Origin of the sequence: Ruegeria sp. HKCCSA071 (genome assembly GCF_017872555.1) — a bacterium.
Lineage (GTDB): Bacteria > Pseudomonadota > Alphaproteobacteria > Rhodobacterales > Rhodobacteraceae > Ruegeria.
The window spans coordinates 66,842-92,271 of the sequence record NZ_JAEDOX010000009.1 but is presented as its reverse complement, the minus strand read 5'-3'; the positions used below and the strand labels follow the sequence as shown (position 1 = coordinate 92,271).

Here is a 25,430-nt window from a genome sequence, read left to right as displayed (position 1 = left end):
GGGCAATCGGTACCGGCCTGAGACCGGGAGCGGCTTTATTCAGCTGCCCGGCGTTGGGGGCTGTTGCGCGGGGCCTCTTCCTTCAGCAGCATCAGCAGGGCAATGACCGTCAGCGCCACACCGCCCAGGATCAATCCCGTCGGGACAGGTTTGCCCAGCGCGATTTCCCACAGGATCACCCAGCTTGGCACCAGATAGGTATAGGCCATGACCTTGGCCGACGGCAGCCGGAGCGAGGAGAATTGCACCAGAACAAAACTGGCTGCTGTTGCGAAGAATGAGATATAGAACAACCCGATCCAGACGATGGCGGGAAGGGCTGCCCATTCGGTCGCTTTCAGGTCGGACCAGCCGAACAGGACCAATAACAAGCACCCGGCAACCAGCGTTCCGAACGTGAACACGACGGCAGGTTCTCCGCGGTTCAGCCTGCGGATCATGGGGGTGTAGATCGCGTGCGCGACGCATCCCCAGAAATAGATTATCTCGCCCCCGCCGATCTGGAAGGCGCGGAACATCTGCCAGTCGGCCCGAAAGATCACCCACAGCGCCCCAATCGCACCGATGGACAGGGCCATTGCCATGCGCGGCGTGGTGATCTGGCGCAGCAGGACCCAGCCCGCAATGGCCGAGACAACGGGGGTCAGGGTGAAAACCGCGGCAGCGCTGACCGGTGGAGCGGTTTTCAGCCCGTAAAACATCAGGACGAAATAGGTGGCGAACAACCCGCCCAGCACCAGATACCGCCAGGGCGCCTGTGCGGCACTTCGGGGCAGACCGGTTGTCGCCAATGCCGCCACACCAATCACCACAGCCGCGATGGCAAAGCGCACCGCATTCAAGGCAGCAGGGGCAATTTCGTTGGCTATCATCGACCCAAGCGAAAAGCTGCCTGCGACAAGGGCGGAAAAGGCCAGCATGGCCAGATGGCCACGCATCTGCGGGTTCATGGACACCAGCCTTTGGAGGCTTCTTTCAGAAAACTCAGGAACGCTTGCACCTTGGTGGTTCGGTGCAGGTCCACATGGGTCACCAGCCACAGGTTGCCGAACCATTCCGGAAGCGGGTCGATCACTTCGACCAGAGTGTCATGACGGGCGGCCTCCCAACGGGCCATAAAGCCGATACCGGCACCGGCCAGAACGGCCTCGCGCATACAGAAATTGTTGGTACAGCGAAAGGTGATGCGGTCGGCGGATACCGTGTTGCGCAGCCACCGGGTGAACGGCGCGCGGCTGCTTTCATCGTCAGAACTGACGAAGTGGTGGTTTCCGAAATCCTCGATGCCCGAGGGTTTGCCGTGCCGTTCGATATAAGAGGTGCTGGCATAGAGGCCGACTTCTTCCTGCCGGAAGGGTTGCACAACGTTGTCGGGCTGATCCGGGGCCGATCCCGCACGGATTGCAACATGTGCCTCGCCATATTCCAGCCGAAACAGGCGGTCTCCGGTCAGGTAGCGCACGATCAGCTCGGGGTGCATCTTTTGAAATTCGGTCAGCGTCGGCACCACCAATGGCGCGATGGAGCCCAGCGACGTAACCACCAGTTCGCCCGATACATCGTCACCGCGCCCCTTCATCCGGCCGACAAGCTGGTTGAACTGGTCTTCGGTGGCTTGCGCAACGCGCAGCAAATCGTCGCCCGCTTCGGTCGGGGTATATCCCCGCGCGTGACGCTGGAACAGTTTGACACCCAACCGGGCCTCGATCGCGTCGATGTGGCGGATCACTGTGGCGTGGTGCACGCCCAGAACCTCGGCCGCACCGCTGACGGTTCCCATGCGTGCCACCTGATAGGCGGTCCGCACCTCATCCCAATTATCCATGGCAATACCGTAATTGTGCAATTTCCAACAATAACTGTTGATATATCCGAGTTTTGTTCACAAACGCAATAATCATATTGGAGCCAGCACAAGATTTCTCTTACCCAAAGGACCCAATCAATGGCTAAAACCATCCTGCATATCGACGCCTCTGCCCGCCGCGTGGGTTCAACCACCCGCGACCTGTCTGACCGCATTGTCCGGCAGTTGGGTGCGGAACGCATCATCCGCCGGGATCTGGCCACCCCCCTGCCCCTGCTGACCGAAGACTGGATCGCCGCCAACTTTACCCCGGCCGAGCAGCGCGACGACCTGCAACGCGACCGGCTGGCCCTTTCGGACGCGCTGGTGACCGAGTTGCAAGAGGCTGACACCATCGTTATCGGCCTGCCGATCTACAACTTCTCGGTCCCCGCTGCATTCAAGGCCTGGATCGACCTGGTCGCCCGAGCGGGCCTGACCTTTTCCTATTCGGAAAACGGACCAAAAGGGTTGCTGGAGGGTAAACGCGCCATTCTGGCAATCGCGTCGGGTGGTACAGCTGTCGGGTCCGAGATCGACTTTGCCACCAACTATGTGCGTCACGTTCTGGGCTTTATCGGCATCCATGATGTAGCGGTCATCGCCGCGGATCAGATGGCGGTGAACCCCGAAGCCGCGCTGGAAAGCGCCAAAAAGGCGGTGACAGAACTGGCGGCCTGATCGCCTCTGGTCAATGAGCCCTGAAACGTCCAGTCTGCTGGTCAGATGGAACTGGCGGACTGGATGGCGCGCATGAAGAAGATCGGAGTTCTGGGTGGTGTGGGTTGGGCCTCGACCGTGGACTATTACAGGGCCATTGCCGAAGGTGCCGGGCGTCACTTTGCGGTGCGCGGCCACGGCGCGCCCCTGCCGATCCCTGCCATGACCATCGAGTCTGTCACACAGGCCAAGACCCGCGCTTTGCGGGGTGTCGCCGGGGACGAAGCCAGCTGGGCGGCGTTTGATGCGGTGTTTCGCGACGCGCTGCTGACGCTGGAGCGCGCAGGCTGCGATTTTGGCATCATAGCGTCCAACACCCCGCACGCGCGATTGCACGCGATCAGATAGGGTGTTTCCATGCCCATCCTCAGCATTTTCGACGCGACGGCAGAGGCTACGGCCAGCACAGGCGTATCAAACGCGTTGGTGCTGGGAACAACCGTGACAATGCAGGCCACCAACTATGCGGATCGTCTGGCGGCCGAGGGCATCACCGCGAATGCGCGGCTGCCCGACCCCGAGATTTCCGAGATGCAGGCGATGATCGACAGTGAATTCTACGGTGGTGCCTCTGATGCGGCGCGCGCAAGGCTGCTGGCCTTTTGCAACAAACATGCCCGTCCCGGAACCGCCATCCTGCTGGCCTGTACCGAACTGCCGCTTGCCTTTCCAAAGCATCTGGATGACCCGGTATTCGAGGCCGACGGGAACCTGTTCATCAACCCGTCCGCCGCGCATGTCGCCGCCGCGCTGAAACTGGCGCTTGAGTGATCAGGGCAGCCACGTAATGATGCAACCGATGCGATCGAAGAACCCCATCACGTCGGATTGTTTCATCACAACGGTACGGTCATTGACCAACGGGTGCATATAAATCACCTCGGCCCCTTGGGCAGCAGCGTCCATGAAGAACTGCACATTGTTCTGCACACCGTTGATCATCGCCAGCGGGCTGACCGCGCCGGGGCGAATACCTAGGTTCTGCAACAGCCGGTCTGCCGACCCAAAGGACAGGGCGCCGACACCCAGTTCTGCGCCCAGCGCCTTGAGGTCAATCTCGCGGCTTTGTTCCAGCGTCACCAAGTAGTTGCGCTTTTTCTTGTCGCGCAAGTACAGGTTCTTGACCCGCAACGCGTTCTCGCCCGGCACCATGAACTGGCCTTCTACGGCCTTGGAGTCCTCGACCGTGCGCAAGGGAACATGGGTATGCAGGCGGTAGGGCAGCCCCCAATCATCCAGCTGCGCCAACAGCGCGTCAGAACTGAGCGGCAATGTATCCTGAAATGTGGATGATGCGTCCATGAGGCCCTCCTGTTTGTAGCGCTCATCGCGCAACATGGCGGCGAATTCAAGCTGGGGCAGAGCAGAAAACGGTGCTAGCGTGCCGCCATGAAAGTCACACGAAACACTCCGACCCAACTGATCCTTGCCGACTCGCCCTGGTTCATCGGAATCATGCTGGTCTTTTTCATACTGACCTTTGTCGGCGCAGGGCTGGTCATGGTCAGCGACGGCGGCGAGAATATCTGGTTCGGGCTGTTCTTTGCATTAATCGGCGGCGGGCTAGGTGTCGGGGCGTTCTGTGTATTCGTGCGACGGGTTCAGGTCATTCTGGACCGCACAAAGAACAGCATTCTGATCCGCAGGCAGTCTGTCTTTGGCTATGAGGCGGTTGAGCATCAGCTGTCCAGCCTGTCCCATGCCGAAGTTGAAAGCTCGACTTTCCGCAGCGACAGCAGCAGTTCGACGCTGTATCGCCCGGTTCTGGTGCTTGACAAGGGAATGAGCGAAGGGCGTCATCCGATTGTCGATGCGTACTCGAACGGGCGCGGCGCGCATAAACTGGTGGACGCGGTCAATGCATGGCTGCCCGCGCAGCAGGAAGACGCGAAGGAACAGGCCTGACGATTACAGGACTTGTCCATGCTCCAGCCAGGCTCGGTCAGCCGGTGTCACCATTTCGGACAGGCGCGCGTCGTACCGGGCCATGTCATCGGCGGTCAGCTTTCCTTCCCATTTATTGCTGGTCCCGGACGCGAAGAACTGCGCATAATCCTGAAATGCGCTTTTGAAACCGGGCTGCTGCGAAGCGCGCCGGGCGTTTTCCTTCATTGATCCAAAGCTTGCGGCCTCAGCGATTTCGTCGATCATTTCTGGCGCGATCTCGGTCCCCAAGATGTTTGCGATCCGCGCCACCTGCCCCGGCAAATCGCGGCTGAGTTCCGCGTAATGCAGGAAATGGATGTTTGGCAGATGCCGGAACGCGCGGAATGAACGGTAATGGTGGAGGTATGAGGCCAGCGTCAGATCGTCGGTGCCCTTTGACGAGGCGGGCCGGTCCAGAAACATCGCGAAGGCTTCGGAAAGATCATCGGGAAACAGGTAGTCCAGCCAGTCGTCTTTCATGTTTTCCACATGGCGGCGCAGCGAGAAATGCACGTCAACCGGATGACGATGCACCACCAGATAGGTCGCATCCGGTGAATAGGTGATCCCGTCCAATGGCGTGTGGGTCTTGATGCACCGCCTGTGCGTTTGTGCGGCAAGTATTCTGTCCTGCTCCTCACGATTTCTGAAACCGCAATCCAGCCAGGGTGAGACCGCGTTGTTGTACACGGCTGGATCCGCGGTTTTGGTGATCAGCATTCGTACCAGCGTCTGCGTCCACGTGGTGCCGCATTTGGGAGGCGTGCAGACAAAGATGTCGTCGGGACGGATTATGAAGTCGGACCAGATATCGGTATTCGTGACTTCACCGACATAATCCCTGGTGCGCTGCGGCAATGGTTGACTCATGACCAAACTCCAAAACTGACCCCGACCTTTGGACGCTACACCAAGTGGCCAGATGCTCAAAGCGTTTGCCTTGACTCGCAGAGCCCAGAGGCGTAGATGACCGCCAAACATCCGGAAGCGTCTTGATCTTCCGGTCCCTTGAGTCGTTCAGGGATCGCCCCCCACCAGCGAGTTTCGCCCGTGGGGGCAATGCCATTTGGCATTACCCCCACGTTTGGTTCGGTGGGAGGGGGCAATTGTGCATTTAACCGGCGTTTCTTATCTGAGAAGCGCCACCAGATAACCGGCTAAGGAGGCCGAAGGCATGTTTGAAAATCTATCCGAACGCCTTTCCGGCGTCTTTGATCGGCTGACAAAACAGGGTGCCCTGTCTGAAGAAGACGTCAAGACCGCCCTGCGCGAGGTCCGTGTTGCCCTGCTTGAGGCCGACGTCTCGCTGCCGGTGGCGCGTGAATTCGTCAAGAAGGTGCAGGACCAGGCGACCGGTCAGGCGGTGACCAAGTCGATCACCCCCGGTCAGCAGGTCGTCAAGATCGTACATGACGCGCTGGTCGATACCCTGCGTGGCGAGGAAGACCCCGGCAAGCTGAAGATCGATAACCCGCCCGCCCCGATCCTGATGGTCGGTTTGCAGGGTTCGGGTAAGACCACCACCACCGGTAAACTGGCCAAGCGCCTGAAAGAGAAAGAGGGCAAGAAGGTCCTGATGGCCTCGCTCGACGTTTATCGCCCGGCGGCGATGGACCAGCTGGCGGTTCTGGGCGCGCAGGTCGGCGTTGATACGCTGCCGATTGTACCGGGCCAGAAACCCGTCGACATTGCCAAGCGCGCCAAGCAGCAGGCCACATTGGGCGGCTATGACGTCTACATGCTGGATACCGCCGGTCGCCTGCATATCGACGAAGTGCTGATGGACGAGGTCGAGCAGGTCCGCAACGCGGTTGACCCGCGCGAAACCCTGTTGGTGGTTGACGGCCTGACCGGTCAGGTCGCCGTTGAGGTGGCCGAAGAATTCGACGCCAAGGTCGGCATTTCGGGCGTGGTCCTGACGCGAATGGACGGCGACGGGCGCGGTGGTGCGGCGCTGTCGATGCGCGCAGTGACTGGCAAGCCCATTCGCTTTGTCGGTCTGGGCGAGAAGATGGACGCGCTGGAGACCTTCGAGCCGGACCGGATCGCCGGACGTATTCTGGGCATGGGCGACATCGTTGCCCTGGTCGAAAAGGCCCAGGAAACGATGGAGATGGAACAGACCGAGCGCATGATGAAGCGCATGGTCAAAGGTCAGTTCAACATGAACGACCTGAAGATGCAGCTGGAGCAGATGATCCAGATGGGCGGCATGCAGGGCATGATGGGCATGATGCCGGGCATGGGTAAAATGGCCAAGCAGATGGATCAGGCGGGTCTGGACGACAAGATCCTGCGCCAGCAGATCGCCTTGATCCAGTCCATGACCAAACGCGAGCGCGCCAACCCGCAGCTGCTGCAAGCCAGCCGCAAGAAACGGATTGCAGCCGGTTCGGGGATGGAGGTCAGCGACCTCAACAAGCTGCTCAAGATGCACCGGCAGATGTCGGACATGATGAAAAAGATGGGCAAGATGGGCAAAGGCAAGATGCTGAAACAGGCCATGAAGGGCATGTTCGGCAAAGGCGGCCCCAGCCCCGAAGACATGGCGGCAGGCATGGACCCCAAGGCACTGGAACAGGCGGCCAAGGCGATGGGCGGCAAGATGCCCGGCGGTCTGCCCGGCCTGGGCGGTGGCATGGGGCTGCCTCAGGGCCTGAGCGGGTTTGGCAAGAAGAAGTAATGAACGCCATCGCACAACATATCCCCCGGCTTGAAACCGAGCGCCTGATCCTGCGCGCGCCGTCCGAGGCTGATCTGGACGCCGATACTGCGTTTTTCGCCAGCGATGCGGCGAAGTTCGTCGGCGGGCCACTGCGCCGGGATGAGGTCTGGCGACTGATCGCTTCGCTGCTGGGCCACTGGTCCCTGCGCGGTTACGGGTTCTGGAGCGCCGAGGAAAAAGCCTCGGGCACTTATGTCGGGCGGATCGGGCTTTGGTGCCCCGAAGGCTGGCCCGAACCCGAAATCGGCTGGACGCTGATGAACCACGCCACCGGCAAGGGGTACGCGACCGAGGCGGCACTGGCCGCGCGGTCTTATGCGTATGATGTTCTGGGGTGGGAGACGGCGATCTCGCTGATTGATCTGGACAATCATGCCAGCAAGGCCGTGGCGAAACGGCTGGGCGCGCAGTTCGAGTATCACTATGACCACCCCAAATTCGGCAGGTCCGAAATCTGGCGGCACCCCGCGCCTGCCGATCTGGTGAATGGCGGGATGGAGGCCTACGCATGACCACGTTCACCATCCCCACCGTTGAAACCGAACGTCTGATCCTGCGCGCGCCGCATCTGGATGATCTGCCTGCGCTGACCGCATTCTTTGCAACCGAGCGCAGCCATATGGTAGGCGGCCCCCGGGACGCGCTGGAAAGCTGGAGCATGTTGGCCAGACGCCTTGGGCACTGGGCGTTGAAAGGATTTGGCCTTTGGCACCTGACCGAGAAATCCAGCGGTCGGTTCGCTGGCGGCGTCGGCCTGATTGACGCCCCCGGCTGGGACGAGCCTGAACTGGGCTGGACCGTGATGGAAGATTTCGAAGGCAAAGGGTTTGCCTATGAGGCGGCGCTTGCCGCCCGGTCCTATGCGGCGCGGCATCAGGGCCTGAACGGGTTGATTTCTTATATCGCCCACGAAAACGACCGCTCGCGCGCATTGGCCGAACGGTTGGGTGCAACGCTGGTGCGCGACAATGCCGAACTGCTGGGCCAGCCCTGCCAGGTGTGGCGGCACCCCAAGATTGACGTTTCGACAGCCGAAAGGACCGGCCAATGAACAACCCCGTGACACGCGCGGCTGCATTGCTGAAAGAGCATCGCGAAAGCATCGACCGGCTGGACGCGATCCTTGTCTATACGCTGGGCGAGCGTTTCAAACACACACAGGCCGTTGGCAAGCTCAAGGCCGAACACAACCTTCCCCCGTCCGATCCCTCGCGTGAGGCCACGCAGATCGCACGGCTTGAAGACCTGGCGAAAGAGGCCGATCTGGACCCCGATTTCGCCAAGGCTTTTCTGAATTTCATCATTCAGGAAGTCATCAGACACCACAGGAAACACCAAGGGTGAACCAGAGGTTCAGCAAGTTAGAAGTGAACCAGAGGTTCAACAAACACCAGAATTAACCGGAAATGACACCGGCCAATCAAATACACGCCTCCGGCGTGATGCCATTCAAAGGAGATACCACCATGGCAATGAAAATCCGTCTCGCCCGCGCAGGCTCGAAAAAACGTCCGTTTTACCGCATCGTTGCGGCTGACAGCCGGATGCCGCGCGACGGCCGTTTCATCGAGAAACTGGGCACCTACAACCCGCTGCTGCCGAAAGACAGCGAAGAGCGTGTGAAAATGGACATGGAACGCGTTCAGCACTGGCTGGATCAGGGCGCCCAGCCCACCGACCGTATCGCACGTATGCTGGAAGCTGCCGGCACCCGTGACAAGGCCGAGCGCAACAACCCCAACAAGGGTACCCCGGGCAAGAAAGCTCAGGAACGCGCGGAAGAGAAAGCTGCAAAGGCTGCGGAAGCTGCCGAAGCGGCTGCTGCACCGGCTGAAGAAGCGGCTGCAGAAGAATAAGCAGGCCGAAGCGTGCGGGATCAGACCTTTACTGACGCATTTCGCACGCAGTTCGATCTGTTGTTGCGGCTCCGGCGCGATGTGCGCCGGTTTCGCGGCGACGCGGTAGACGAGGCAGTGCTTGCGCGCTGCCTCGACGCGTTTCGGCTGGCCCCGTCCGTGGGGCTGAGCGAACCCTGGCGCGTGATCCGCGTCGAAAGCGCAGCGGCCCGGGCTGCGGCGCTAAGGAATTTCCAAACCGCGAACGATGACGCCCTGGCGGGCTATTCCGGCGACAGGGCGCAGCTTTACAGCCGCCTGAAACTGTCGGGAATGCAGGAAGCGCCGGTGCAACTGGCCGTCTTCTGCGACGACAGCACCGACAAGGGAATGGGTCTTGGCGCGGGCTCGATGCCCGAGATGCGGCGCTATTCCGTTGTCTCTGCCATCACCCTGTTCTGGCTGGCCCTGCGGGCCGAGGGGCTGGGGCTGGGCTGGGTATCCATTCTGGACCCCGAGCAGATGGCGCGCGATCTGGATGTGCCGGACAACTGGCGTCTGATCGGGTATTTCTGCGTCGGGTGGCCAGAACAGGTGTCCAACACCCCCGAACTTGAGCAGGTTGGCTGGGAAAACCGGGCCGACAGCCTGAAGATCGAAACAAGGTAGGGCCGCATGTTCGGATTGATACGCCTTCCCATTCTGCTGCTGATCGCCTTTATTGTGGGCGTGTTCTTTGAGCGCAACAATCAGCGCGAAGCCTGCGAAGGGCTAGGCGAATGGAGAAACGGGATCTGTTTGACGACGGGGGCTGCCAATGAATGATCTGATCTGCGTCGGCAGCGTCGCGGGGTCTTATGGTGTACGTGGTGAAGTGCGCCTGAAAAGCTTCTGCGCCGTTCCCGAAGATATCGAGGCGTATTCGCCACTGACGGATGAAACCGGCAAGGAACGCTATCCGGTGGTTCTGACGCGTACGATCAAGAACGGTTTTGCCGCCCGTCTTGGCGGGGTTGAAACCAAGGAACAGGCGGATGCCCTGAACGGTTTGCGCCTGTTTGCGCGGCGCGATCAGTTGCCCTCGTTGCCCGATGACGAGTTCTACCACACAGACCTGATCGGGCTTGAGGTCTATGACACTGGCGGCACCCTGCTGGGCAAGGTCAAATCCGTGCAGAACCACGGGGCCACGGACCTGTTGGAACTACACGGGCCGGGCCTGAAGGCGACGGTTCTGCTGCCGTTCACGATGCAGGTGGTGCCAACCGTCGATCTGGAACAGGGCCGCATTGTGGCCGACCCGCCCGAAGGCCTGATCTGATGCGACGTGTTCTGCTGCATCTGGGTTTTCACAAAACCGGCATGACGGCAGCACAGTCCTTTCTGCATGAAAACCGCGAGCTGATCTGGCCTCATTTCGCTCTGGTCCTTCCGTATAAGACCCGCAAGGCCGGTTTAAGCGAAGCGGCCACGCGCCATTCGATCTATCGACTGGATGACACGCTGGCGGGTTTTGGCGGTCAGCTGCACACTTTTTTCGGCGGTCTGGATTTCGGAGCACGCCGGGGATTGATCCTGAGCGAGGAGAATTTTCTGGGCCTGCGCCCCAGCAGGAACAAAATCGAAGGATACGGGGCCGCACCCGAACTGGCGGAAACGGTCGTCAGCGTGCTGCGCCGCCGTCTGGTGGGCGAAGAAACCGACATCACCGTCTACCTGTCGTTACGCAATCGCGATGTGTGGTTGCGCAGCCTTTGGGCCCACGATCTGCACCTGTCGCGCATGGTTCAGGACCTGGACGGCTATTGCGCTGATCTTGCGCACCTGCCATCGCTACAGGACACGGCAGACCGGATCAGGGACCGGTTGCCATCTGTCACGGTACGGACCGCGTGGATGGAAGCGCTGAAAGGCCACCACCTTGGACTGGGCGCACCATTTGCCGAATTTCTCGACCTGCCACCCGGGAAATCTGCGCAGCTTGTGAAGCCCGTGCATGAAAGCCCTCAGCTGTCCGACGACGTCCTGAGGGAACTGCTGGCTCTGAATCGATCATCGCTGGACGAAGCGGCATTGATCACTCAGAAAAAGGCCCTGATTCGAACCGCCCAACATGAACTGGCCCGCCAGAAATGACTGACAAACCCGGCAAATCCCATGGTCGCAAGGCGATCCGGGCCACGCTGAAACCGCGTGAGCTGATGACACCCACCCCGGACCTGCACGGCGTCTGGAAGGCGAAGATCATCACCCTGTTTCCAACCGCCTTTCCGGGCGTTCTGGGAGAAAGCCTGACCGGCAAGGCGCTGCAGGAAGGGTTGTGGCAGCTGGAAACCGTGGACTTGCGGCAATTCGGCGTCGGCAGGCATCGCAACGTGGATGACACGCCTGCCGGGGGCGGCGCGGGTATGGTTTTGCGGCCCGATGTGTTGGGCGAAGCCATTGAGCACACCATGGCGGGCATTCAGGGCAACTGGCCACTGATTTACCTCAGCCCGCGCGGGCGGCGCATGGACCAGCGCATGATGCAGACCTTTGCACGCTGTGATGGCATGACCCTGTTGTGTGGCCGGTTCGAAGGCGTGGATGAGCGCGTGCTGGAGCATTACGGTGTGCAGGAGGTCTCCTTAGGTGATTTCGTTATGACCGGTGGTGAGATTGCGGCACAGGCCCTGATCGATGCCACAGTGCGCCTGATCCCCGGCGTTCTGGGCAATCAGGCCTCGACCGAAGAGGAAAGCTTTTCCTCGGGCCTGCTGGAACATCCGCAATACACTCGCCCGGCGGATTGGAAAGGCCGCCCGATACCCGAGGTTCTGATGTCGGGCCACCATGGCCGCATCGCCGAATGGCGCCACAAGATGGCCGAGGACATTACCCGCGAACGGCGCCCGGATATCTGGGCCGCCTATGAAAAATCCTGGTCGGATTCGTCTGAGTGATAGGCCGGATTGTTGCGCACTTGCCGCAGGTCTAGTGTGCGCAACGCCTTTGGGGAAGAGCGGGAGCGCCGGTTGGACCATCTGGTTGGCGGCATCACCATTGAAACCTGCGGCGCACCAAAGACCTAACCTCCGGCCTTCCATCTGGCCCAGACGTCTGGCGTGCCGTTGAAGGTGTTGATGTCCACCCGGCCCTGAACGCCCGGAACCAGACCGGTGCCGGTATATTGCCAGAACCGCCAGACCGCGCGGGGATAGACATTGCGGGGGTGGCCTGCAACAGATCTCAGCCAGAACTCAGTCTTGGGCAGGCGCCCGATATCGGTGTCTTCATAGAAATCCACCGTGGAATAGACGATCGGGCGGCGGCCATAATGTCGTTCGAGAATGTCCAGAAAACGCTGCGCCTCGGCGCGGACGGTTCTGCCATCGGGGCGCAGCGTGCAGGTCTTGGAATGCGGTGTCCATTCCATATCCAGCACATGCGGCAGGTCTGCCCCTTTGGGCACGTTCTGGATGAACCAGCGGGCCTGTTCCCGGGCCGAACGGCAGAAATAATAATAGTGATAGGCGCCCCAAGGCACACCCGCCGACTGCGCGCCGCGGCGATGATCGTCGAACAGGGGATCGGCCACGTCACCGCCTTCGGTCGCTTTCAGAAACACAAAGCTGACACCTGATGCCCGGGCCGTGCGCCAGTCAATCGGCCCCTGCCAGCGTGACACGTCAAGGCCATGGATCGGGTATTGTCCGGGGTGGCTCCCTTCCCAGTCATGGGGATCCGCGTCGCCGAAATCGGGGTAGATCACAAGCGGTGCTGTCCTGTCCACGCCCGGAACGGGTTCAACGGCCTGAGGTTTTGGGCCGCCGCGCCCGCAAGACATCAGCGCAACGGCCGTTATGGCCAGCATGAATGCCAATCGCATTATAGGGTCCTGTCTGAAATATCTGCTCATGTTATTTGCCTCAGAATGCCTGATCTGGGCCGCTTGGCAACGCCTTAGTTTAAGGCTGGCGGATTCCTACCGGCCCGTTGGGCAAGACAGGGCGTTTTTCCCTTGATCCCTGCCTGCAATACCCTTAAACGACCGCAATCCGGTGCCGCGTTCTGCGACTCCGGTATTTTGGTTTGCACCATGGCGTGACGTCCCGTTTTCTTCGGCAGGGATGCGCCGGGTCAGGCCAGACCAAAGGAACATTCGATCTGACCTCTGGCGGGCTGTACGCAGGACCCGGTGAAGACCAAGAGCTCTCAGGCCGTGCCCAACTTCGTGGACCAACCACGAGCAGATAGGAGAAACTGCGATGGACCTGATCGCACAGCTTGAGGCGGAACAGATTGCCGCCCTGGGGAAAGACATCCCCGATTTCAAAGCCGGTGACACTATCCGTGTCGGCTATAAGGTGACCGAAGGGTCGCGCACCCGTGTGCAGAACTACGAAGGCGTCTGCATCGCGCGCAACAACGGCAATGGCATTGCCGGTTCGTTCACCGTTCGCAAGATTTCGTTCGGCGAAGGCGTGGAGCGTGTGTTCCCGTTGTACTCGACCAATATCGACAGCATCACCGTTGTCCGCCGCGGCCGCGTTCGTCGCGCCAAACTGTACTATCTGCGCACCCGTCGCGGTAAATCCGCACGTATCGCAGAGGTTTCCAACTACAAGCCCAAAGCTGGCGCCGAAGCGTAAGGAGCGGAAAGATGAAAAAAGACATCCATCCCGATTATCACGTCATCGACGTCAAGATGACCGATGGCACCGTGGTTCAGATGAAATCCACCTGGGGCAGCGAAGGCGACCAGCTGGCACTGGAAATCGACCCCTCGGTACACCCTGCATGGACCGGTGGTTCGTCGCGCCTGATGGACGCTGGCGGCCGCGTGTCGAAGTTCAAGAAGAAATACGAAGGCCTGGGTTTCTAAACCTTTGCCACAGTCTTTCAAAGGAAGGTCGCCAACGGGCGGCCTTCTTTCGTTTCAGGCCCCTGTTTTCTCCGGTTTCTGATCCTTGGGTTTTGTAAGTTCAGCCGCGTCGTGCAATGGCGGAACCGGACCGCGCAGCAGCAGCAGCGCGATCACCAGCCCGATACACGCCGCAATAGCGGCCATGAGCATCGCCGCATCAAAGGCATTGTCCCGCAGGTCCCGCAACGCCCCGGCCAGTGCCGAACCTGTTGACGGGTCAAGCCCGGCAATCAGCTGTTCCACCTGTGTTGCCGTGCCATGTGTCAGGGCGCGCGCAATGTCGTCGCGCTGCGTCGACCCGGCGGGCAGTGCGGTGATGACTTCTGACAGGCCCGAGCGGATGGTCAGAGCTTCGGCCAGACCGCCGACAACCGATCCCATCGTGGCCCCGAAATACAGGAATGCGTTGATCACCCCGGACCCTTGCCCGACATGTTCGTCGGGCAGCAACCGAAGCCCAAGACGGGGCAGCAACGAAAAACAGATGCCGATGCCAACCCCAACAATGATCAGCTTCCACCAGATTTCAGCATAGCTGTCGATATTCGAGGTTGTTGTCAAAAGCAGGAAGCCGCAGGCCATCAACCCCATTGCAGCGCTCACCGGCCATTGGAAACTGTAAGGTGCAAGCAAGCGCGGCGCGGTGACGGAAATGACAAACATGCTCAGGCTCAGCGGCAGAATTGCCACGCCCGCCTCAACCGGTGAATAGCCGAACGCGTCCGGGGATTGGACGAACACGTTGAAGTAGACAAAGAAGCAGAACAACGCGAACCCGGCAAAGAACATCCCCGTTGCCGCCATAAGATAGCGCGGGTGCCGGAAGTACCGGAACTCGACCAGCGGATCGTCGCTGCGCCGCGAGGTATAGACCAGACCGACAGCCGCCAAAGCGGCGACACCCAAAGGCACGATGGTCAGGGCGTTGCCCCATCCGTGTGCCTCACCGTTGCTGAGTGCGAAAGACAATGGGCCCAGCAGCAAGACAATGGCAATCGCACCTGCGGTATCGAATTTCGCACCCTGAAGGCGCGTATCCGGGACATAGTTCTTCCTGCTGACCTGCAGGCCGATCGCAAACGCAATGGCAAGCAACACAAGGTCTGTGGCGAATACCCCGCGCCAGCTTAGGAAATTGGCAAAGCTTCCTCCGACTATGGGCCCGACGCCTATCGCAAGGCCCACGATCGCGCCCCACACACCGGTCACGCTGGCCCGTTCTTCCTCGGGTGTTGCGGCGGTCAGCAGGGATAATGAGGTGCCGAACAGGGCCGCAGCCCCTGCCCCCTGCGCGCCACGCCCGATCAGCAGCATCGACGCGTTCTGTGAAAACAGCACAGAAGCCGAGCCACAAGCAAACACGATCATGCCAAAGAAAAAGACACCCATCTTGCCCGTGATATCCCCAAGCCGACTTACAATCGTCACAAGGGCCGCACTGGCCACCGTATAGATCGCCATCACCCATTGCAGACCCGAAGGCGTCAGATCGAACTCGGCCTTCAAATACGGAAGGATGGTCGCAACAGCGGTTGTGTTGAAGCCAACAACCATCATGCAAATGGCCGTCATTGCAAGAACGACGCGTGAACCGCCTGAATTGTCCGCAGCAGTGTCCGGCATGCCTATGCCCCTTTCACCTGCTTTGAAGATGAACCGAAGAAGACCCGTGCAGAACCTACAAGGCTATCCGGTGTAAATCTGTTTGGTATTTAACCAAATTTTCCGCCCCCCGCATAGTTTTCACGATCCGGCCCAACCGGCGCCACCGCGTAAGGACCCATTGGGCGGGCGATCTGTGCGTGTATGAACAGGCTAAAGGCGCGATTGATTCCGACGCGGATCGTTGCAGGCAGCGGTTGGTGTATGCGTTCGGAAACAGGCACTGACGCGGCGATTTCGCCGCCAAAACCGCGATCAGATGGCAGATCATGGCAGATCACCAGACAGGCACCTTCGCGTAACCCGCGCACGGCGCTGTGTTTTCCAAAATAGAGTCCGATAATGCCAAAAAGCGCCGCTTGAGGTTCTTTTCATCGCAGGCGACACAACATATAGTGGGTGCCAACAACGTGTAGTTAAACACGGCAAGACTTGGGAATACAAGCATGGCACATATCATTGTGGTCGGGAACGAAAAAGGCGGCGCTGGCAAATCGACCGTGTCGATGCATGTGGCAACCGCACTGGCCCGACTGGGGCACAAGGTCAGCACGCTGGATCTGGACCTGCGGCAGCGCAGCCTTGGACGGTATTTCGAGAACCGGAACAACTTTCTGAAAAGCTCAAGCCTGACGCTGCCCGGCCCACGCCATCACGACCTGCCCGAGATTGATGCCAGCACGTTGAAACCGGGCGAGAACATTTATGACCACCGCCTGTCTGCTGCCGTGTCGCAACTGGAAAGCGACAGCGACTTTATCCTGATCGACTGCCCCGGCTCTCATACACGCCTGAGCCAGGTGGCGCATTCGCTGGCCGACACGCTGATCACCCCTTTGAACGACAGTTTCATCGATTTTGACCTGCTGGCGCGGATTGATTCAAAGGGTGAGAAAATCCTTGGCCCGTCCGTCTACTCCGAGATGGTCTGGAACGCCCGCCAATTGCGGGCGCAGGCCGGGCTGAAGCCCATCGACTGGGTCGTTGTGCGCAACCGCGTCGGCACCCAGCGCATGGTCAACAAGGAAAAGATGCAGCGCGCGATCGAAATGCTGTCGCAGCGCATCGGCTTCCGCGTCGCTTCGGGCTTTTCCGAACGGGTGATCTTTCGCGAACTGTTTCCCCGCGGCCTGACCCTGCTGGACCTCAAGGATATTGGCGTCAAACAGCTGAACATCTCGAACATCGCGGCACGGCAGGAACTGCGCGACATGATGCGAGAGCTGAACCTGCCGGGTGTCGAAGTCGATTTCTGATCAGTTGTATTGGAGGCTGGGACGCGGGGCAACTGGGCCATTCAAAACGCGAAACTCTCGGCCCCAAGGCCAGTCAGTGCTGGGTAATGTCGGGGCCATAACTGACTGATTGATCCGAAAAGACGACGTGACCACGTCTTTTCAACTCATCAACCAGCCTTTCCAGCTCTTCCTGCTCCAAGGTCTTTAGAAAAAGGGCGTTCATCGTTCCCTTAAGGGTTTTGATCTTCCTAGGACGTGAAGTTCCTCTAGACTTCAAGCTGTCAACAATCGCATCAATTTTTTGATCCAGCGAGCTTGCATTCGAGATTTTGACGAATGGGATCTCGGATAGGTCTGCATGACGGAAAGCTGGGAGCTTCCTTTGTCGCAGATGTGCAATCAATGGGTCGAAGCCTTTGTCACGAGAAATAACATGAAAACACGCATTGGCGTCTTTGGTAGCGAGTTCGCCTAAGTAGAACGCGATATGAAAGTCCAAGGCGTTCGAACCATTCCCTGCTATCTTCTGATAAACAGCGTTTTCTCCCAAGCTTTGCAGTGCTTGTGCAAAGTCATAGGGTATGCTTTTTTGATTGGCTCCTACGAAAACAATCAAGGTGCAAATATGTCCCCGAAGGAGTTCGAGGTTCTTGGGTTGAACATTTTCAAAGTCGATTAGTATGTAGTTGTTTTTCAAAGGCCGCACTCCAATTCGAGCTCAATGCAAATACAGGACGCCGGATCAGGTCAATACGAAGGTTTCCCTGATTACCCTGCGTAAAACCGCATTGTCGGCAATGGCCTCTAAACCAGCCATTCGTTCAAACCCTCACTGCCTCGAACACCCGCTCCAACCCGACGCTCGTACCCAGCGAAAAAAAGATGTTCCTTCACGGCTTTCAGTTTCGGAACCGCTGAACGGAGCAGCCTCGGTTTCACCCGGTAACTGATGGCCCGCCGGGACTGTATACTGTGAACAGCTCCTTCGGTTCGTTCACCCCGCGCAGCATGTAGCGCCCGACCGAGATGAGGTCTTGTGCGCAGGGGCGTGCCGCGACCGCGACGTCGTCCGAGATCAGGATTCGCTGACCCAGCGACCGGTGCATTCCCGAAATCCGGGCGGCCTGATTGACGGCGGGGCCGATCACTGTGAAATCCAGCCGTGTTTCGGAGCCGATATTGCCATACAGGATTTCGCCGGAATGCAGGGCCAGCGTGAAATTCGCAACCGGCAGCCCCTTTGCCTGACGTCTGGCGTTCAATTCATCCATACGGGCTTGCAGCAAGGGCACCGCGCTGAGCGCGGCACGGGCGTCCTCGTCGATATCGCCGACATCGAACATGGCCATCAGCCCATCGCCCATGAATTTCAGGATATTCCCACCCTTGTCGTGCACAACGCCCACGGCGACGGCCAGGTAATCATTCAGCATGTCGATGATCTCGTGACCCGGCAGGTCTTCTGACAGGTTGGTGAACCCTTCCAGATCGAAATTCCAGATCACCGCATCGATCTGCTGCAATGATCCGCGACGAATCTCACCCGACAGGACGCGGCGCCCGGCATCACGACCCAGATAGACCCTCATCAGGTCTTCGGTCAGGTTCTGGTTCTTGGCGGATTTGAGCGCCAGCCCAAGATGCGGCAACACCGCGTGAATGTGCCTGAGATCGCTGTCATCAAACCCGGACGGTGCATCGCTGGCCCAGGACATCAGAACGCCATCACTGACCTTTTTGGTACCGTCGGGGCGCATCTTTCCCGACCCCTCATACGAGATGCCGGTGGCATAATAATCGGTCGCCCCAACCTCTCTCAGGTCGTTCAGCAACGGAAATCGACTGGGTTCGTTTTGGTCGACCAGTTTGACCCGAATTTCATCCAGATCCTCGTTCAGCAGCGCATAAAGCGGGCTTTGTTGCCACATTTCGCTGGGCGTATCCGTGTTTTCAAACTTCTCGGATTCACCGCCGGTGCTTTTGTACCAGCTATATCCGGTTCCACCATAAACCGGGTGCAAGGCCGACTGCGCCGCATGAAACCGCATCAGTGGAATGCCCATATCGAGCAGACTGGTGCAGAACCCTTCCAGCAACTCTTCCTGCCCGGCACCCTCAAGCCCCTTTTGGACCAACCAGTCGATCAGGGTGTGTGTGGATACATTGGCAGGTTCAAATGACGTCATTTCAAATTCCGTATCAAGCATGACACACATCTGGGGGCGGCAGGCGGCAATTACCAGTGGTCAGTCCACACCAGCCAACCGTCGCAACATCTGGCGCAGCAAGGCGGCCTCTTTTTCGCTGAACAGACCCAACAGCCTGGCGTCATAGCTTGCGGCCACCCCGTACAAGTCGCGATACACGGCTTGCCCGGCGGGTGTCAGTGTCAGCCATTCCGCCCGCCGATCAGCCTCGTCCCGTGTGCGTTTCAGGTACCGTCGCTCCTCAAGCTTGGCAACTGCACGGCTGATCTTGGTCTTGTGCATTCTGGCCCGTTCACCAATTTCCTTGGCGGTCATTTCGCCAAACAGCCCCAGATGGAACAACACTCGCCATTCGGTTCTGAGCATTCCGTACCGCCCCTTGTAGACAGCCTGAAATTCCAACGAGGCGCGCTCGGCCGCCTGGTTCAGCAGGAACGGCAGAAAATTTTGCAGGAAAAAGTCATCATTTTTTTCAGATTCGTCATGTGTCATGCTTGTTAGTTACAAAATCAACTATTAACCGACAAGCAGCAAACGGAGGAATACGTAATGAACCGTCCGACGGATCCGCATTCATTGACGCAAGCAGCAACGCCTGTTGGTACCCATGCCGGCTACATGCCCGGCTTTGGCAACGACTTTGAAACCGAGGCGCTGCCCGATGCGCTGCCGCAGGGGATGAACAGCCCGCAAAGGTGCAACTACGGACTTTACGGTGAACAGCTGAGCGGCACGGCCTTTACCGCCAACCCGCCTGAACGCACCTGGTGCTATCGTATTCGCCCGTCGGTAAAGCATTCGCACCGTTACGAAAAAATCGACCTGCCCTATTGGAAATCGGCCCCCTGCATCGACCCGGATGTGATCAGCCTGGGCCAGTATCGCTGGGACCCGGTGCCGCATTCCGATGAAGGTCTGAACTGGATGACCGGGATGCGGACCATGACCACTGCGGGGGATGTGAACACCCAGGTTGGCATGGCCTGCCACATCTATCTGGTCACCGAATCCATGGTCGAAGACTATTTCTTCTCGGCTGATTCCGAGTTGCTGGTGGTGCCACAGGAAGGGCGCCTGCGCTTTGCGACTGAACTGGGAATCATTGACCTTGAGCCCAAAGAAATCGCGATCATCCCGCGTGGACTGCTGTACCGGGTTGAAGTTCTCGAAGGCCCTGCACGTGGCTTTGTGTGCGAGAATTACGGCCAGAAATTCGAACTGCCGGGTCGTGGTCCGATCGGGGCCAACTGCATGGCCAACCCGCGCGATTTCAAGGCTCCGGTCGCTGCCTATGAGGATCGTGAAACCCCGTCGACCGTGACGATCAAATGGTGTGGGCAGTTCCACACCACCAAGATCGGACACAGCCCGCTGGATGTGGTGGCGTGGCATGGCAATTATGCGCCCTACAAATACGACCTGCGCAACTATTGCCCGGTTGGCGCGATCCTGTTTGACCATCCAGACCCGTCGATCTTTACCGTTCTGACAGCGCCCTCGGGCCAGCCCGGCACCGCAAATATCGACTTTGTCCTGTTCCGCGAACGCTGGATGGTGATGGAGGATACGTTCCGCCCGCCCTGGTATCATAAGAACATCATGTCGGAACTGATGGGCAACATCTATGGCCAATACGATGCGAAACCGCAGGGCTTCATTCCCGGTGGCACCAGCCTGCACAACATGATGATTCCGCATGGTCCCGACAGGGAAGCGTTTGACAAGGCATCCTATTCCAATCTGGGGCCGGAAAAGCTGGACCAGACGATGTCGTTCATGTTCGAAACCCGGTTCCCCCAGCACCTGACGCCGTTTGCCGCCAATGAGGCACCGTTGCAGGACGACTATATCGACTGCTGGACATCGCTTGAGAAGAAGTTCGACGGCACACCAGGCAAGAAATGACCCTCAGGTTGGGTTACCCAGACGGCACTCGTCCTGATGGCGAGGAACATTCCCATTCCGGTTGCAGGCGTACTGCCGCCGCAACCGGAAAACAAAGGCGGGGCCTTGGCAGCCAACCTGCTGCAACCGCGCCCGCTCTGGGCTTTGGCGCCTGTCTATTCGGGGTTATGATCGTTTCGAACCACGCACCAAATACAACAAAATAGGGGCAAAATATGCCTTTGATGAAATCCTGGGTGGCCTCGGCCAATGACGCGGCGCATCCGTTTCCGCTGAACAACTTGCCTTACGGTGTCTTTTCGACCGAAGGCAATGATCCGCGCTGCGGCGTAGCCATCGGCGACATGATCCTCGACGTCACCACCGCCGAAGCCGAAGGGTTGATCACCCTGAGCGATGAGCCGCTGTTCGATCTGCCGTTCTGGAACCCTTTGATGGAAGAAGGCCCCGCCGTCTGGGCAGCCCTGCGTGAGCGGCTGATCAGCCTTCTGGCCGATGGCTCTGACGAGCAAAGCAAGGTCGAACCGCTGCTTGTACCACAGGCCGAAGCCGAGATGCACTTGCCTTTCGCAGTCAGCGAATACACCGATTTCTATGCCGGGCGGAACCATGCCTTCAACGTTGGCACTATGTTCCGTGGTCCGGAAAACGCGCTGCCGCCGAACTGGTTGCACATTCCGATTGGCTATAACGGACGGGCGTCCTCGGTCGTGGTGTCCGGCACGGATATCCGCCGCCCTTGGGGACAGCTGAAATCCCCCGATCAAGACCTGCCCGCCTTCCTGCCCAGCCGCCGCTTTGATATCGAGTTGGAGATGGGTGCGATTGTCGGCACGCCCTCGTATGGCCCGATCACGGTACAGGAAGCTGACGACCACATCTTCGGCTACGTTCTGCTGAACGACTGGTCGGCACGTGATATTCAAGCCTGGGAATACCAGCCGCTGGGCCCGTTTCAGGCCAAGGCAACCGCAACCTCGATCAGCCCCTGGATTGTGACCAAGGCAGCCCTCGAGCCGTTCCGCTGTGACACGCCAGCTCGCGAGTTCGCGCTGCTGGACCACCTCAAGGATTGCGGCCCGATGTTGTATGACATCGATCTGGCCGTCACCATGGCACCCGAAGGCAAAGACGCCACGACCATCGCGCGGACCAACTACAACCAGATGTACTATTCCGCCGCGCAACAACTGGCCCACCACACCACATCGGGATGCCCGATGAACACGGGAGACCTGCTGGGATCGGGCACGATTTCCGGGCCAACCAAGCCCGAACGCGGATCATTGCTGGAACTCAGCTGGGGCGGGAAAGAGCCGCTGACGCTGGACACAGGTGAAACCCGCAGCTTCATCGAAGACGGCGACACGATGACCCTGACCGGCGCTGCCAGGGGCGATGGCTATACGATCGGGTTCGGCGACTGCACCGGCACCGTTCTGCCTGCACTCAATTCCCCATTCGGGCGATGACGCACTGAGCTTCATCTTTTTCCAAATACTCCCGCCGGAGGCATCCAACCTCTGCCTTCCGCGCAACCGCAAAAGGACAAAACCAAGATGGCCAAAGCATTCGCGTCCCAGGGGGACATGTCGGAAAAGAAAATCTCGTTCACTGAAGTGGGCGAAGGGCTTTATGCTTTCACCGCCGAAGGTGACCCGAACTCGGGCGTGATCATTGGCGATGACAGCGTGATGATCGTCGAGGCACAGGCGACCCCGCGCCTGGCCAATAAGGTGATCGAATGCGTCCGGTCTGTGACCGACAAGCCGATCACCCACGTGGCGCTGACCCATTACCACGCTGTGCGGGTTTTGGGTGCCAGCGCTTTTGGCGCGCAACAGATTCTGATGTCCGACATGGCGCGTGCCATGGTGGTTGAACGCGGTCAGGAAGACTGGGACAGCGAGTTCCAGCGCTTCCCGCGCCTGTTCGAAGGGCATGAAAGCATTCCTGGCCTGACCTGGCCCACCACCACCTTCAGCGACACGATGACCGTTTATCTGGGCAATCGCCGGATCGACCTGATGCATCTGGGGCGCGCCCATACCGCCGGTGACATCGTCATCCACGTGCCAGACCAGAACGTGATGTTCACCGGCGACATCGTCGAATATCACTCGGCCTGCTATTGCGGCGACGGGCATTTCAGCGACTGGGGCGACACACTGGACGAGATCAAGTGGTTCGATGTCGACGCCATCGCACCGGGTCGCGGCGATGCGCTGGTTGGCAAGGACATGGTCAATGCCGCCATCGAAAACACCCGCGATTTCGTCGAAAGCACCTACCGCCCGGCGGCCAAGGTTGCGGCGCGCGGTGGCAGCCTGAAAGAGGCATGGGATGCAGTCCGCGCCGAATGTGACCCGAAATTCGTCAGTTACGCGATCTACGAACACTGCCTGCCGTTCAACGTCGCCCGCGCCTATGACGAAGCCCGCGGTATCGACACGCCTCGCATCTGGACCGCCCAACGCGATCTTGAGATGTGGGAGGCCCTGCAAGGGTAAGGAAAAACGGCCCAGTTTGATCCAGATCGTTTTAGGCGGCGGGATTCAGTGAAACCATATGCCAAAGGCTTCGGCACGCGCTGCCGGGGCACAGGACACGCAGCACTTTGGCGCATCTGCTTGGGGGGAAGCCCATGAACAAGATCTTTGAAACTCCGCTTTACGGCTATGAACGCAGCCCCGATCAGGACAGCCCGACGCCGGTTCGGCACAAGGTTATCGTGATCGGCGCGGGCCCGGTTGGTCTTGCCGCCGCGATTGATCTGGCACAACAAGGGGTCGACGTCGTGGTTCTCGACGAGAACGACAAGGTCAGTTTCGGCAGCCGCGCCATCTGTTTCTCGCAACGCACGCTGGAAATTGCTGACCGGCTGGGATGCGGGCGCCGACTGGTCGACAAGGGCGTCCTGTGGGATCGGGGCAAGGTCTTCTTCGATGATCGACAGGTCTATGACTTCAACCTGCAACCGGATGAAGGTTATGCCAACCCTGCCTTCATCAACCTGCAGCAATACCATTTCGAGAACTACTTTGTTGAACGGGTCCGCGAGTTGCAGGCAGAAGGCGCACCGATTGAGATACGCGGGCGCAACAAGGTCGAGGCGATTGGCACGCATGAAGATCACGTGCGGCTGGAGGTCGAGACGCCCGAAGGACCTTACACAATCGAAGCCGATTGGCTGATTGCCTGTGATGGCGCGACATCCCCTGCCCGGCGGATGTTGGGCATTGATTTCGAAGGACGGATATTTGAAGACAACTTCCTGATTGCAGACGTGATCATGGATGCGGATTTTCCGTCTGAACGCTGGTTCTGGTTCGATCCGCCGTTCAATCGCGGACAATCCGCGTTGTTGCACAAACAGCCCGACAATGTGTGGCGCATCGACCTGCAACTGGGTTGGGATATCGACAAGGAACGCGAAAAGCGCCCAGAGAACGTGATCCCCCGCCTCAAGGCGATGCTGGGCGATGATGTCGAGTTTCAGCTTGAATGGGTCTCGATCTATACGTTCCAGTGCCGTCGCATGGAAAGCTTCCGCAAGGGCCGTGTTCTGTTTGCGGGTGACAGCGCGCATCAGGTCAGCCCCTTTGGCGCGCGCGGGGCCAATTCCGGCCTTCAGGACACCGACAACCTGTGCTGGAAACTGAAGCTGGTTCTGGATGGGAAAGCACCTGAAACTCTGCTGGACAGCTACAACGCCGAACGCGTGTACGGGGCGGACGAGAACATCCTGAATTCCAGCCGGTCGACCGATTTCATCACCCCGAAATCCGAGATGTCGCGGATCCTGCGTGATGCGGTACTGGATCTGAGCGAACATTACGACTTCGCCCGCCCACTGGTGAATTCGGGTCGCCTGAGCCAGCCCTGCACCTATGACGGGTCTTCGCTGAATTCTGCGGACGCGCTGAACGGCCCCGCCGGAACGCGCCCGGGTTCGGCCTGCCCCGACGCTCCGCTTGGTGACGAGTTTCTGCTGCCCAAGCTTGCAGGCAAGTTCACGCTTCTGACCATCGATGCAGACGCCCCTGATACCCTGGAAGAAGATGGGATCGAGGTCACGCGACTGGCGCTGTCGGTCAAGGATGATATGACGCTGGCCCTCAAACGCCGCTATCTGGGCGACGCGACCAGCGCAGTCTACCTGATCCGCCCGGACCAGCATGTGGCCGCCCGGCGTGACAGTTACGAAGAAAACACCTTCCGGCACGCGATCCGCAGAGCCTGCGGTAAGGAGTAAGCCCCATGTCAGACCTGATCCTAACCCCGAACATCAAAAACGCCGATGACTTCTATGCCGAACTTCTGGCCGCGCATGAAGGCCTGGAAAAAGCAGACAGCGACGCGCTGAATGCGCGGCTGGTACTGGTGCTGGCCAATCACATCGGTGACAGTACGGTGCTGACGGACGCCCTTCGCGCTGCCGCTTTGACTGACAGTTGACA

30 protein-coding genes and 1 pseudogene are annotated in these 25,430 nt (G+C 59.3%); 21 read left to right on the top strand and 10 right to left on the bottom strand.

Going from position 1 to position 25,430, the window contains the following annotated elements:
* Window positions 1-35: 35 nt before the first annotated feature.
* Both I9188_RS15580 and I9188_RS15575 read right to left on the bottom strand, forming a co-directional pair.
* Window positions 36-950 (bottom strand): DMT family transporter, encoded by a 915-nt coding sequence (locus tag I9188_RS15580; RefSeq protein ID WP_209506139.1) that lies wholly within the window; start codon window positions 948-950, stop codon window positions 36-38.
* Window positions 947-1,825: a LysR family transcriptional regulator gene (locus tag I9188_RS15575; protein ID WP_209506137.1), complete on the bottom strand. Its 879-nt coding sequence runs from the start codon at window positions 1,823-1,825 to the stop codon at window positions 947-949. Before I9188_RS15575 ends, I9188_RS15580 begins: the two co-directional genes overlap by 4 nt.
* Before the next feature lie 120 nt (window positions 1,826-1,945).
* Here I9188_RS15575 and I9188_RS15570 point away from each other — a divergent pair, with 120 nt between their 5' ends.
* Both I9188_RS15570 and I9188_RS20470 read left to right on the top strand, forming a co-directional pair.
* Window positions 1,946-2,527 carry an NAD(P)H-dependent oxidoreductase gene (locus tag I9188_RS15570; protein ID WP_209506135.1) on the top strand — a complete coding sequence of 194 codons (582 nt, stop codon included), beginning with the start codon at window positions 1,946-1,948 and terminating at the stop codon, window positions 2,525-2,527.
* Between the two features lie 45 nt (window positions 2,528-2,572).
* Window positions 2,573-3,337: pseudogene (locus I9188_RS20470) on the top strand (aspartate/glutamate racemase family protein).
* Here the strand turns inward: I9188_RS20470 and I9188_RS15560 are convergent.
* Window positions 3,338-3,868 carry a prolyl-tRNA synthetase associated domain-containing protein gene (locus tag I9188_RS15560; protein WP_209506133.1) on the bottom strand — a complete coding sequence of 177 codons (531 nt, stop codon included), beginning with the start codon at window positions 3,866-3,868 and terminating at the stop codon, window positions 3,338-3,340. It abuts the pseudogene before it with no gap.
* An 87-nt stretch (window positions 3,869-3,955) separates the two neighbouring features.
* Between I9188_RS15560 and I9188_RS15555 the strand changes: the two genes are divergently transcribed.
* The gene (locus I9188_RS15555) at window positions 3,956-4,471 is read left to right on the top strand and encodes a hypothetical protein (RefSeq protein WP_209506131.1); all 516 of its coding nucleotides are present in this window, start codon (window positions 3,956-3,958) and stop codon (window positions 4,469-4,471) included.
* 3 nt (window positions 4,472-4,474) lie between these two features.
* On the opposite strand, the gene I9188_RS15550 is transcribed toward I9188_RS15555, so the two are convergent.
* Window positions 4,475-5,362: a sulfotransferase domain-containing protein gene (locus I9188_RS15550; protein WP_209506129.1), complete on the bottom strand. Its 888-nt coding sequence runs from the start codon at window positions 5,360-5,362 to the stop codon at window positions 4,475-4,477.
* A gap of 304 nt (window positions 5,363-5,666) precedes the next feature.
* Here I9188_RS15550 and ffh point away from each other — a divergent pair, with 304 nt between their 5' ends.
* From ffh to trmD, 10 genes are all read left to right on the top strand, one after another.
* Window positions 5,667-7,175: a signal recognition particle protein gene (gene ffh, locus I9188_RS15545; RefSeq protein WP_209506127.1), complete on the top strand. Its 1,509-nt coding sequence runs from the start codon at window positions 5,667-5,669 to the stop codon at window positions 7,173-7,175.
* A complete protein-coding gene (locus I9188_RS15540) occupies window positions 7,175-7,729 on the top strand; it encodes a GNAT family N-acetyltransferase (RefSeq protein ID WP_209506125.1) in 555 nt (184 codons plus the stop codon). Before ffh ends, I9188_RS15540 begins: the two co-directional genes overlap by 1 nt.
* Entirely contained in the window at window positions 7,726-8,268 is a 543-nt protein-coding gene (locus I9188_RS15535) for a GNAT family N-acetyltransferase (RefSeq protein ID WP_209506123.1), read from the top strand. Before I9188_RS15540 ends, I9188_RS15535 begins: the two co-directional genes overlap by 4 nt.
* A complete protein-coding gene (locus I9188_RS15530; protein ID WP_209506121.1) occupies window positions 8,265-8,561 on the top strand; it encodes a chorismate mutase in 297 nt (98 codons plus the stop codon). Before I9188_RS15535 ends, I9188_RS15530 begins: the two co-directional genes overlap by 4 nt.
* Window positions 8,562-8,683: 122 nt before the next feature.
* Window positions 8,684-9,073 carry a 30S ribosomal protein S16 gene (gene rpsP / locus I9188_RS15525; protein WP_209506119.1) on the top strand — a complete coding sequence of 130 codons (390 nt, stop codon included), beginning with the start codon at window positions 8,684-8,686 and terminating at the stop codon, window positions 9,071-9,073.
* Between the two features lie 12 nt (window positions 9,074-9,085).
* Window positions 9,086-9,721: a 5,6-dimethylbenzimidazole synthase gene (gene bluB / locus I9188_RS15520; RefSeq protein ID WP_209506117.1), complete on the top strand. Its 636-nt coding sequence runs from the start codon at window positions 9,086-9,088 to the stop codon at window positions 9,719-9,721.
* Window positions 9,722-9,727: 6 nt separating this feature from the next.
* The gene (locus I9188_RS15515) at window positions 9,728-9,877 is read left to right on the top strand and encodes a hypothetical protein (protein WP_209506115.1); all 150 of its coding nucleotides are present in this window, start codon (window positions 9,728-9,730) and stop codon (window positions 9,875-9,877) included.
* Window positions 9,870-10,373 (top strand): ribosome maturation factor RimM, encoded by a 504-nt coding sequence (gene rimM, locus I9188_RS15510; RefSeq protein ID WP_209506113.1) that lies wholly within the window; start codon window positions 9,870-9,872, stop codon window positions 10,371-10,373. Before I9188_RS15515 ends, rimM begins: the two co-directional genes overlap by 8 nt.
* Complete coding sequence (locus I9188_RS15505; RefSeq protein ID WP_209506111.1) at window positions 10,373-11,188, top strand: hypothetical protein; 816 nt, start codon at window positions 10,373-10,375, stop codon at window positions 11,186-11,188. The genes rimM and I9188_RS15505 overlap by 1 nt, the downstream gene beginning before the upstream one ends.
* A complete protein-coding gene (trmD, locus tag I9188_RS15500) occupies window positions 11,185-11,994 on the top strand; it encodes a tRNA (guanosine(37)-N1)-methyltransferase TrmD (protein ID WP_209506109.1) in 810 nt (269 codons plus the stop codon). Before I9188_RS15505 ends, trmD begins: the two co-directional genes overlap by 4 nt.
* Before the next feature lie 125 nt (window positions 11,995-12,119).
* On the opposite strand, the gene I9188_RS15495 is transcribed toward trmD, so the two are convergent.
* Window positions 12,120-12,920 (bottom strand): GH25 family lysozyme, encoded by an 801-nt coding sequence (locus I9188_RS15495; protein ID WP_209506107.1) that lies wholly within the window; start codon window positions 12,918-12,920, stop codon window positions 12,120-12,122.
* A gap of 379 nt (window positions 12,921-13,299) precedes the next feature.
* On the opposite strand from I9188_RS15495, the gene rplS reads away from it, so the two are divergent.
* Window positions 13,300-13,683, top strand: coding sequence for a 50S ribosomal protein L19 (rplS, locus tag I9188_RS15490; protein ID WP_209506105.1), 384 nt, complete (start codon window positions 13,300-13,302; stop codon window positions 13,681-13,683).
* Between the two features lie 11 nt (window positions 13,684-13,694).
* Complete coding sequence (gene rpmE / locus I9188_RS15485; RefSeq protein ID WP_170380502.1) at window positions 13,695-13,916, top strand: 50S ribosomal protein L31; 222 nt, start codon at window positions 13,695-13,697, stop codon at window positions 13,914-13,916.
* A gap of 54 nt (window positions 13,917-13,970) precedes the next feature.
* Here rpmE and I9188_RS15480 read toward each other — a convergent pair whose 3' ends face one another.
* Window positions 13,971-15,581, bottom strand: a complete 1,611-nt coding sequence (locus I9188_RS15480) for an MFS transporter (protein ID WP_209506103.1) — start codon at window positions 15,579-15,581, stop codon at window positions 13,971-13,973.
* Window positions 15,582-15,670: 89 nt separating this feature from the next.
* Complete coding sequence (locus I9188_RS15475) at window positions 15,671-15,931, bottom strand: hypothetical protein (protein WP_209506101.1); 261 nt, start codon at window positions 15,929-15,931, stop codon at window positions 15,671-15,673.
* A gap of 135 nt (window positions 15,932-16,066) precedes the next feature.
* Here I9188_RS15475 and I9188_RS15470 point away from each other — a divergent pair, with 135 nt between their 5' ends.
* Entirely contained in the window at window positions 16,067-16,876 is an 810-nt protein-coding gene (locus I9188_RS15470) for a division plane positioning ATPase MipZ (RefSeq protein WP_209506099.1), read from the top strand.
* Window positions 16,877-16,949: 73 nt separating this feature from the next.
* Here the strand turns inward: I9188_RS15470 and I9188_RS15465 are convergent, their stop codons facing one another.
* The 3 genes from I9188_RS15465 to I9188_RS15455 all read right to left on the bottom strand — a co-directional run bounded on the left by I9188_RS15465 (window position 16,950) and on the right by I9188_RS15455 (window position 19,557).
* Complete coding sequence (locus tag I9188_RS15465; RefSeq protein WP_348540345.1) at window positions 16,950-17,564, bottom strand: PIN domain-containing protein; 615 nt, start codon at window positions 17,562-17,564, stop codon at window positions 16,950-16,952.
* Between the two features lie 229 nt (window positions 17,565-17,793).
* Window positions 17,794-19,065, bottom strand: a complete 1,272-nt coding sequence (locus I9188_RS15460) for an adenylate/guanylate cyclase domain-containing protein (RefSeq protein ID WP_245220557.1) — start codon at window positions 19,063-19,065, stop codon at window positions 17,794-17,796.
* Between the two features lie 39 nt (window positions 19,066-19,104).
* Window positions 19,105-19,557: a MarR family winged helix-turn-helix transcriptional regulator gene (locus I9188_RS15455; RefSeq protein ID WP_209506095.1), complete on the bottom strand. Its 453-nt coding sequence runs from the start codon at window positions 19,555-19,557 to the stop codon at window positions 19,105-19,107.
* A gap of 57 nt (window positions 19,558-19,614) precedes the next feature.
* On the opposite strand from I9188_RS15455, the gene hmgA reads away from it, so the two are divergent.
* The 5 genes from hmgA (at window position 19,615) to I9188_RS15430 (ending at window position 25,428) form a co-directional block, all read left to right on the top strand.
* Window positions 19,615-20,970, top strand: a complete 1,356-nt coding sequence (hmgA, locus tag I9188_RS15450; protein ID WP_209506093.1) for a homogentisate 1,2-dioxygenase — start codon at window positions 19,615-19,617, stop codon at window positions 20,968-20,970.
* 215 nt (window positions 20,971-21,185) lie between these two features.
* Complete coding sequence (gene fahA, locus I9188_RS15445; RefSeq protein ID WP_209506091.1) at window positions 21,186-22,442, top strand: fumarylacetoacetase; 1,257 nt, start codon at window positions 21,186-21,188, stop codon at window positions 22,440-22,442.
* A gap of 87 nt (window positions 22,443-22,529) precedes the next feature.
* Window positions 22,530-23,480: an MBL fold metallo-hydrolase gene (locus tag I9188_RS15440; protein WP_209506081.1), complete on the top strand. Its 951-nt coding sequence runs from the start codon at window positions 22,530-22,532 to the stop codon at window positions 23,478-23,480.
* 134 nt (window positions 23,481-23,614) lie between these two features.
* The gene (locus I9188_RS15435; RefSeq protein ID WP_209506079.1) at window positions 23,615-25,225 is read left to right on the top strand and encodes an FAD-dependent oxidoreductase; all 1,611 of its coding nucleotides are present in this window, start codon (window positions 23,615-23,617) and stop codon (window positions 25,223-25,225) included.
* Between the two features lie 5 nt (window positions 25,226-25,230).
* Window positions 25,231-25,428, top strand: coding sequence for a DUF2783 domain-containing protein (locus tag I9188_RS15430; RefSeq protein WP_209506076.1), 198 nt, complete (start codon window positions 25,231-25,233; stop codon window positions 25,426-25,428).
* Window positions 25,429-25,430: the final 2 nt, after the last annotated feature.

Coding starts and splice junctions, on each gene's coding strand:
- I9188_RS15580 (WP_209506139.1), bottom strand. CDS start 950: ATGAACCCGCAGATGCGTGGCCATCTGGCCATGCTGGCCTTTTCCGCC.
- I9188_RS15575 (WP_209506137.1), bottom strand. CDS start 1,825: ATGGATAATTGGGATGAGGTGCGGACCGCCTATCAGGTGGCACGCATG.
- I9188_RS15570 (WP_209506135.1), top strand. CDS start 1,946: ATGGCTAAAACCATCCTGCATATCGACGCCTCTGCCCGCCGCGTGGGT.
- I9188_RS15560 (WP_209506133.1), bottom strand. CDS start 3,868: ATGGACGCATCATCCACATTTCAGGATACATTGCCGCTCAGTTCTGAC.
- I9188_RS15555 (WP_209506131.1), top strand. CDS start 3,956: ATGAAAGTCACACGAAACACTCCGACCCAACTGATCCTTGCCGACTCG.
- I9188_RS15550 (WP_209506129.1), bottom strand. CDS start 5,362: ATGAGTCAACCATTGCCGCAGCGCACCAGGGATTATGTCGGTGAAGTC.
- ffh (WP_209506127.1), top strand. CDS start 5,667: ATGTTTGAAAATCTATCCGAACGCCTTTCCGGCGTCTTTGATCGGCTG.
- I9188_RS15540 (WP_209506125.1), top strand. CDS start 7,175: ATGAACGCCATCGCACAACATATCCCCCGGCTTGAAACCGAGCGCCTG.
- I9188_RS15535 (WP_209506123.1), top strand. CDS start 7,726: ATGACCACGTTCACCATCCCCACCGTTGAAACCGAACGTCTGATCCTG.
- I9188_RS15530 (WP_209506121.1), top strand. CDS start 8,265: ATGAACAACCCCGTGACACGCGCGGCTGCATTGCTGAAAGAGCATCGC.
- rpsP (WP_209506119.1), top strand. CDS start 8,684: ATGGCAATGAAAATCCGTCTCGCCCGCGCAGGCTCGAAAAAACGTCCG.
- I9188_RS15515 (WP_209506115.1), top strand. CDS start 9,728: ATGTTCGGATTGATACGCCTTCCCATTCTGCTGCTGATCGCCTTTATT.
- rimM (WP_209506113.1), top strand. CDS start 9,870: ATGAATGATCTGATCTGCGTCGGCAGCGTCGCGGGGTCTTATGGTGTA.
- I9188_RS15505 (WP_209506111.1), top strand. CDS start 10,373: ATGCGACGTGTTCTGCTGCATCTGGGTTTTCACAAAACCGGCATGACG.
- trmD (WP_209506109.1), top strand. CDS start 11,185: ATGACTGACAAACCCGGCAAATCCCATGGTCGCAAGGCGATCCGGGCC.
- I9188_RS15495 (WP_209506107.1), bottom strand. CDS start 12,920: ATGCGATTGGCATTCATGCTGGCCATAACGGCCGTTGCGCTGATGTCT.
- rplS (WP_209506105.1), top strand. CDS start 13,300: ATGGACCTGATCGCACAGCTTGAGGCGGAACAGATTGCCGCCCTGGGG.
- rpmE (WP_170380502.1), top strand. CDS start 13,695: ATGAAAAAAGACATCCATCCCGATTATCACGTCATCGACGTCAAGATG.
- I9188_RS15480 (WP_209506103.1), bottom strand. CDS start 15,581: ATGCCGGACACTGCTGCGGACAATTCAGGCGGTTCACGCGTCGTTCTT.
- I9188_RS15470 (WP_209506099.1), top strand. CDS start 16,067: ATGGCACATATCATTGTGGTCGGGAACGAAAAAGGCGGCGCTGGCAAA.
- I9188_RS15460 (WP_245220557.1), bottom strand. CDS start 19,065: ATGCTTGATACGGAATTTGAAATGACGTCATTTGAACCTGCCAATGTA.
- I9188_RS15455 (WP_209506095.1), bottom strand. CDS start 19,557: ATGACACATGACGAATCTGAAAAAAATGATGACTTTTTCCTGCAAAAT.
- hmgA (WP_209506093.1), top strand. CDS start 19,615: ATGAACCGTCCGACGGATCCGCATTCATTGACGCAAGCAGCAACGCCT.
- fahA (WP_209506091.1), top strand. CDS start 21,186: ATGCCTTTGATGAAATCCTGGGTGGCCTCGGCCAATGACGCGGCGCAT.
- I9188_RS15440 (WP_209506081.1), top strand. CDS start 22,530: ATGGCCAAAGCATTCGCGTCCCAGGGGGACATGTCGGAAAAGAAAATC.
- I9188_RS15435 (WP_209506079.1), top strand. CDS start 23,615: ATGAACAAGATCTTTGAAACTCCGCTTTACGGCTATGAACGCAGCCCC.
- I9188_RS15430 (WP_209506076.1), top strand. CDS start 25,231: ATGTCAGACCTGATCCTAACCCCGAACATCAAAAACGCCGATGACTTC.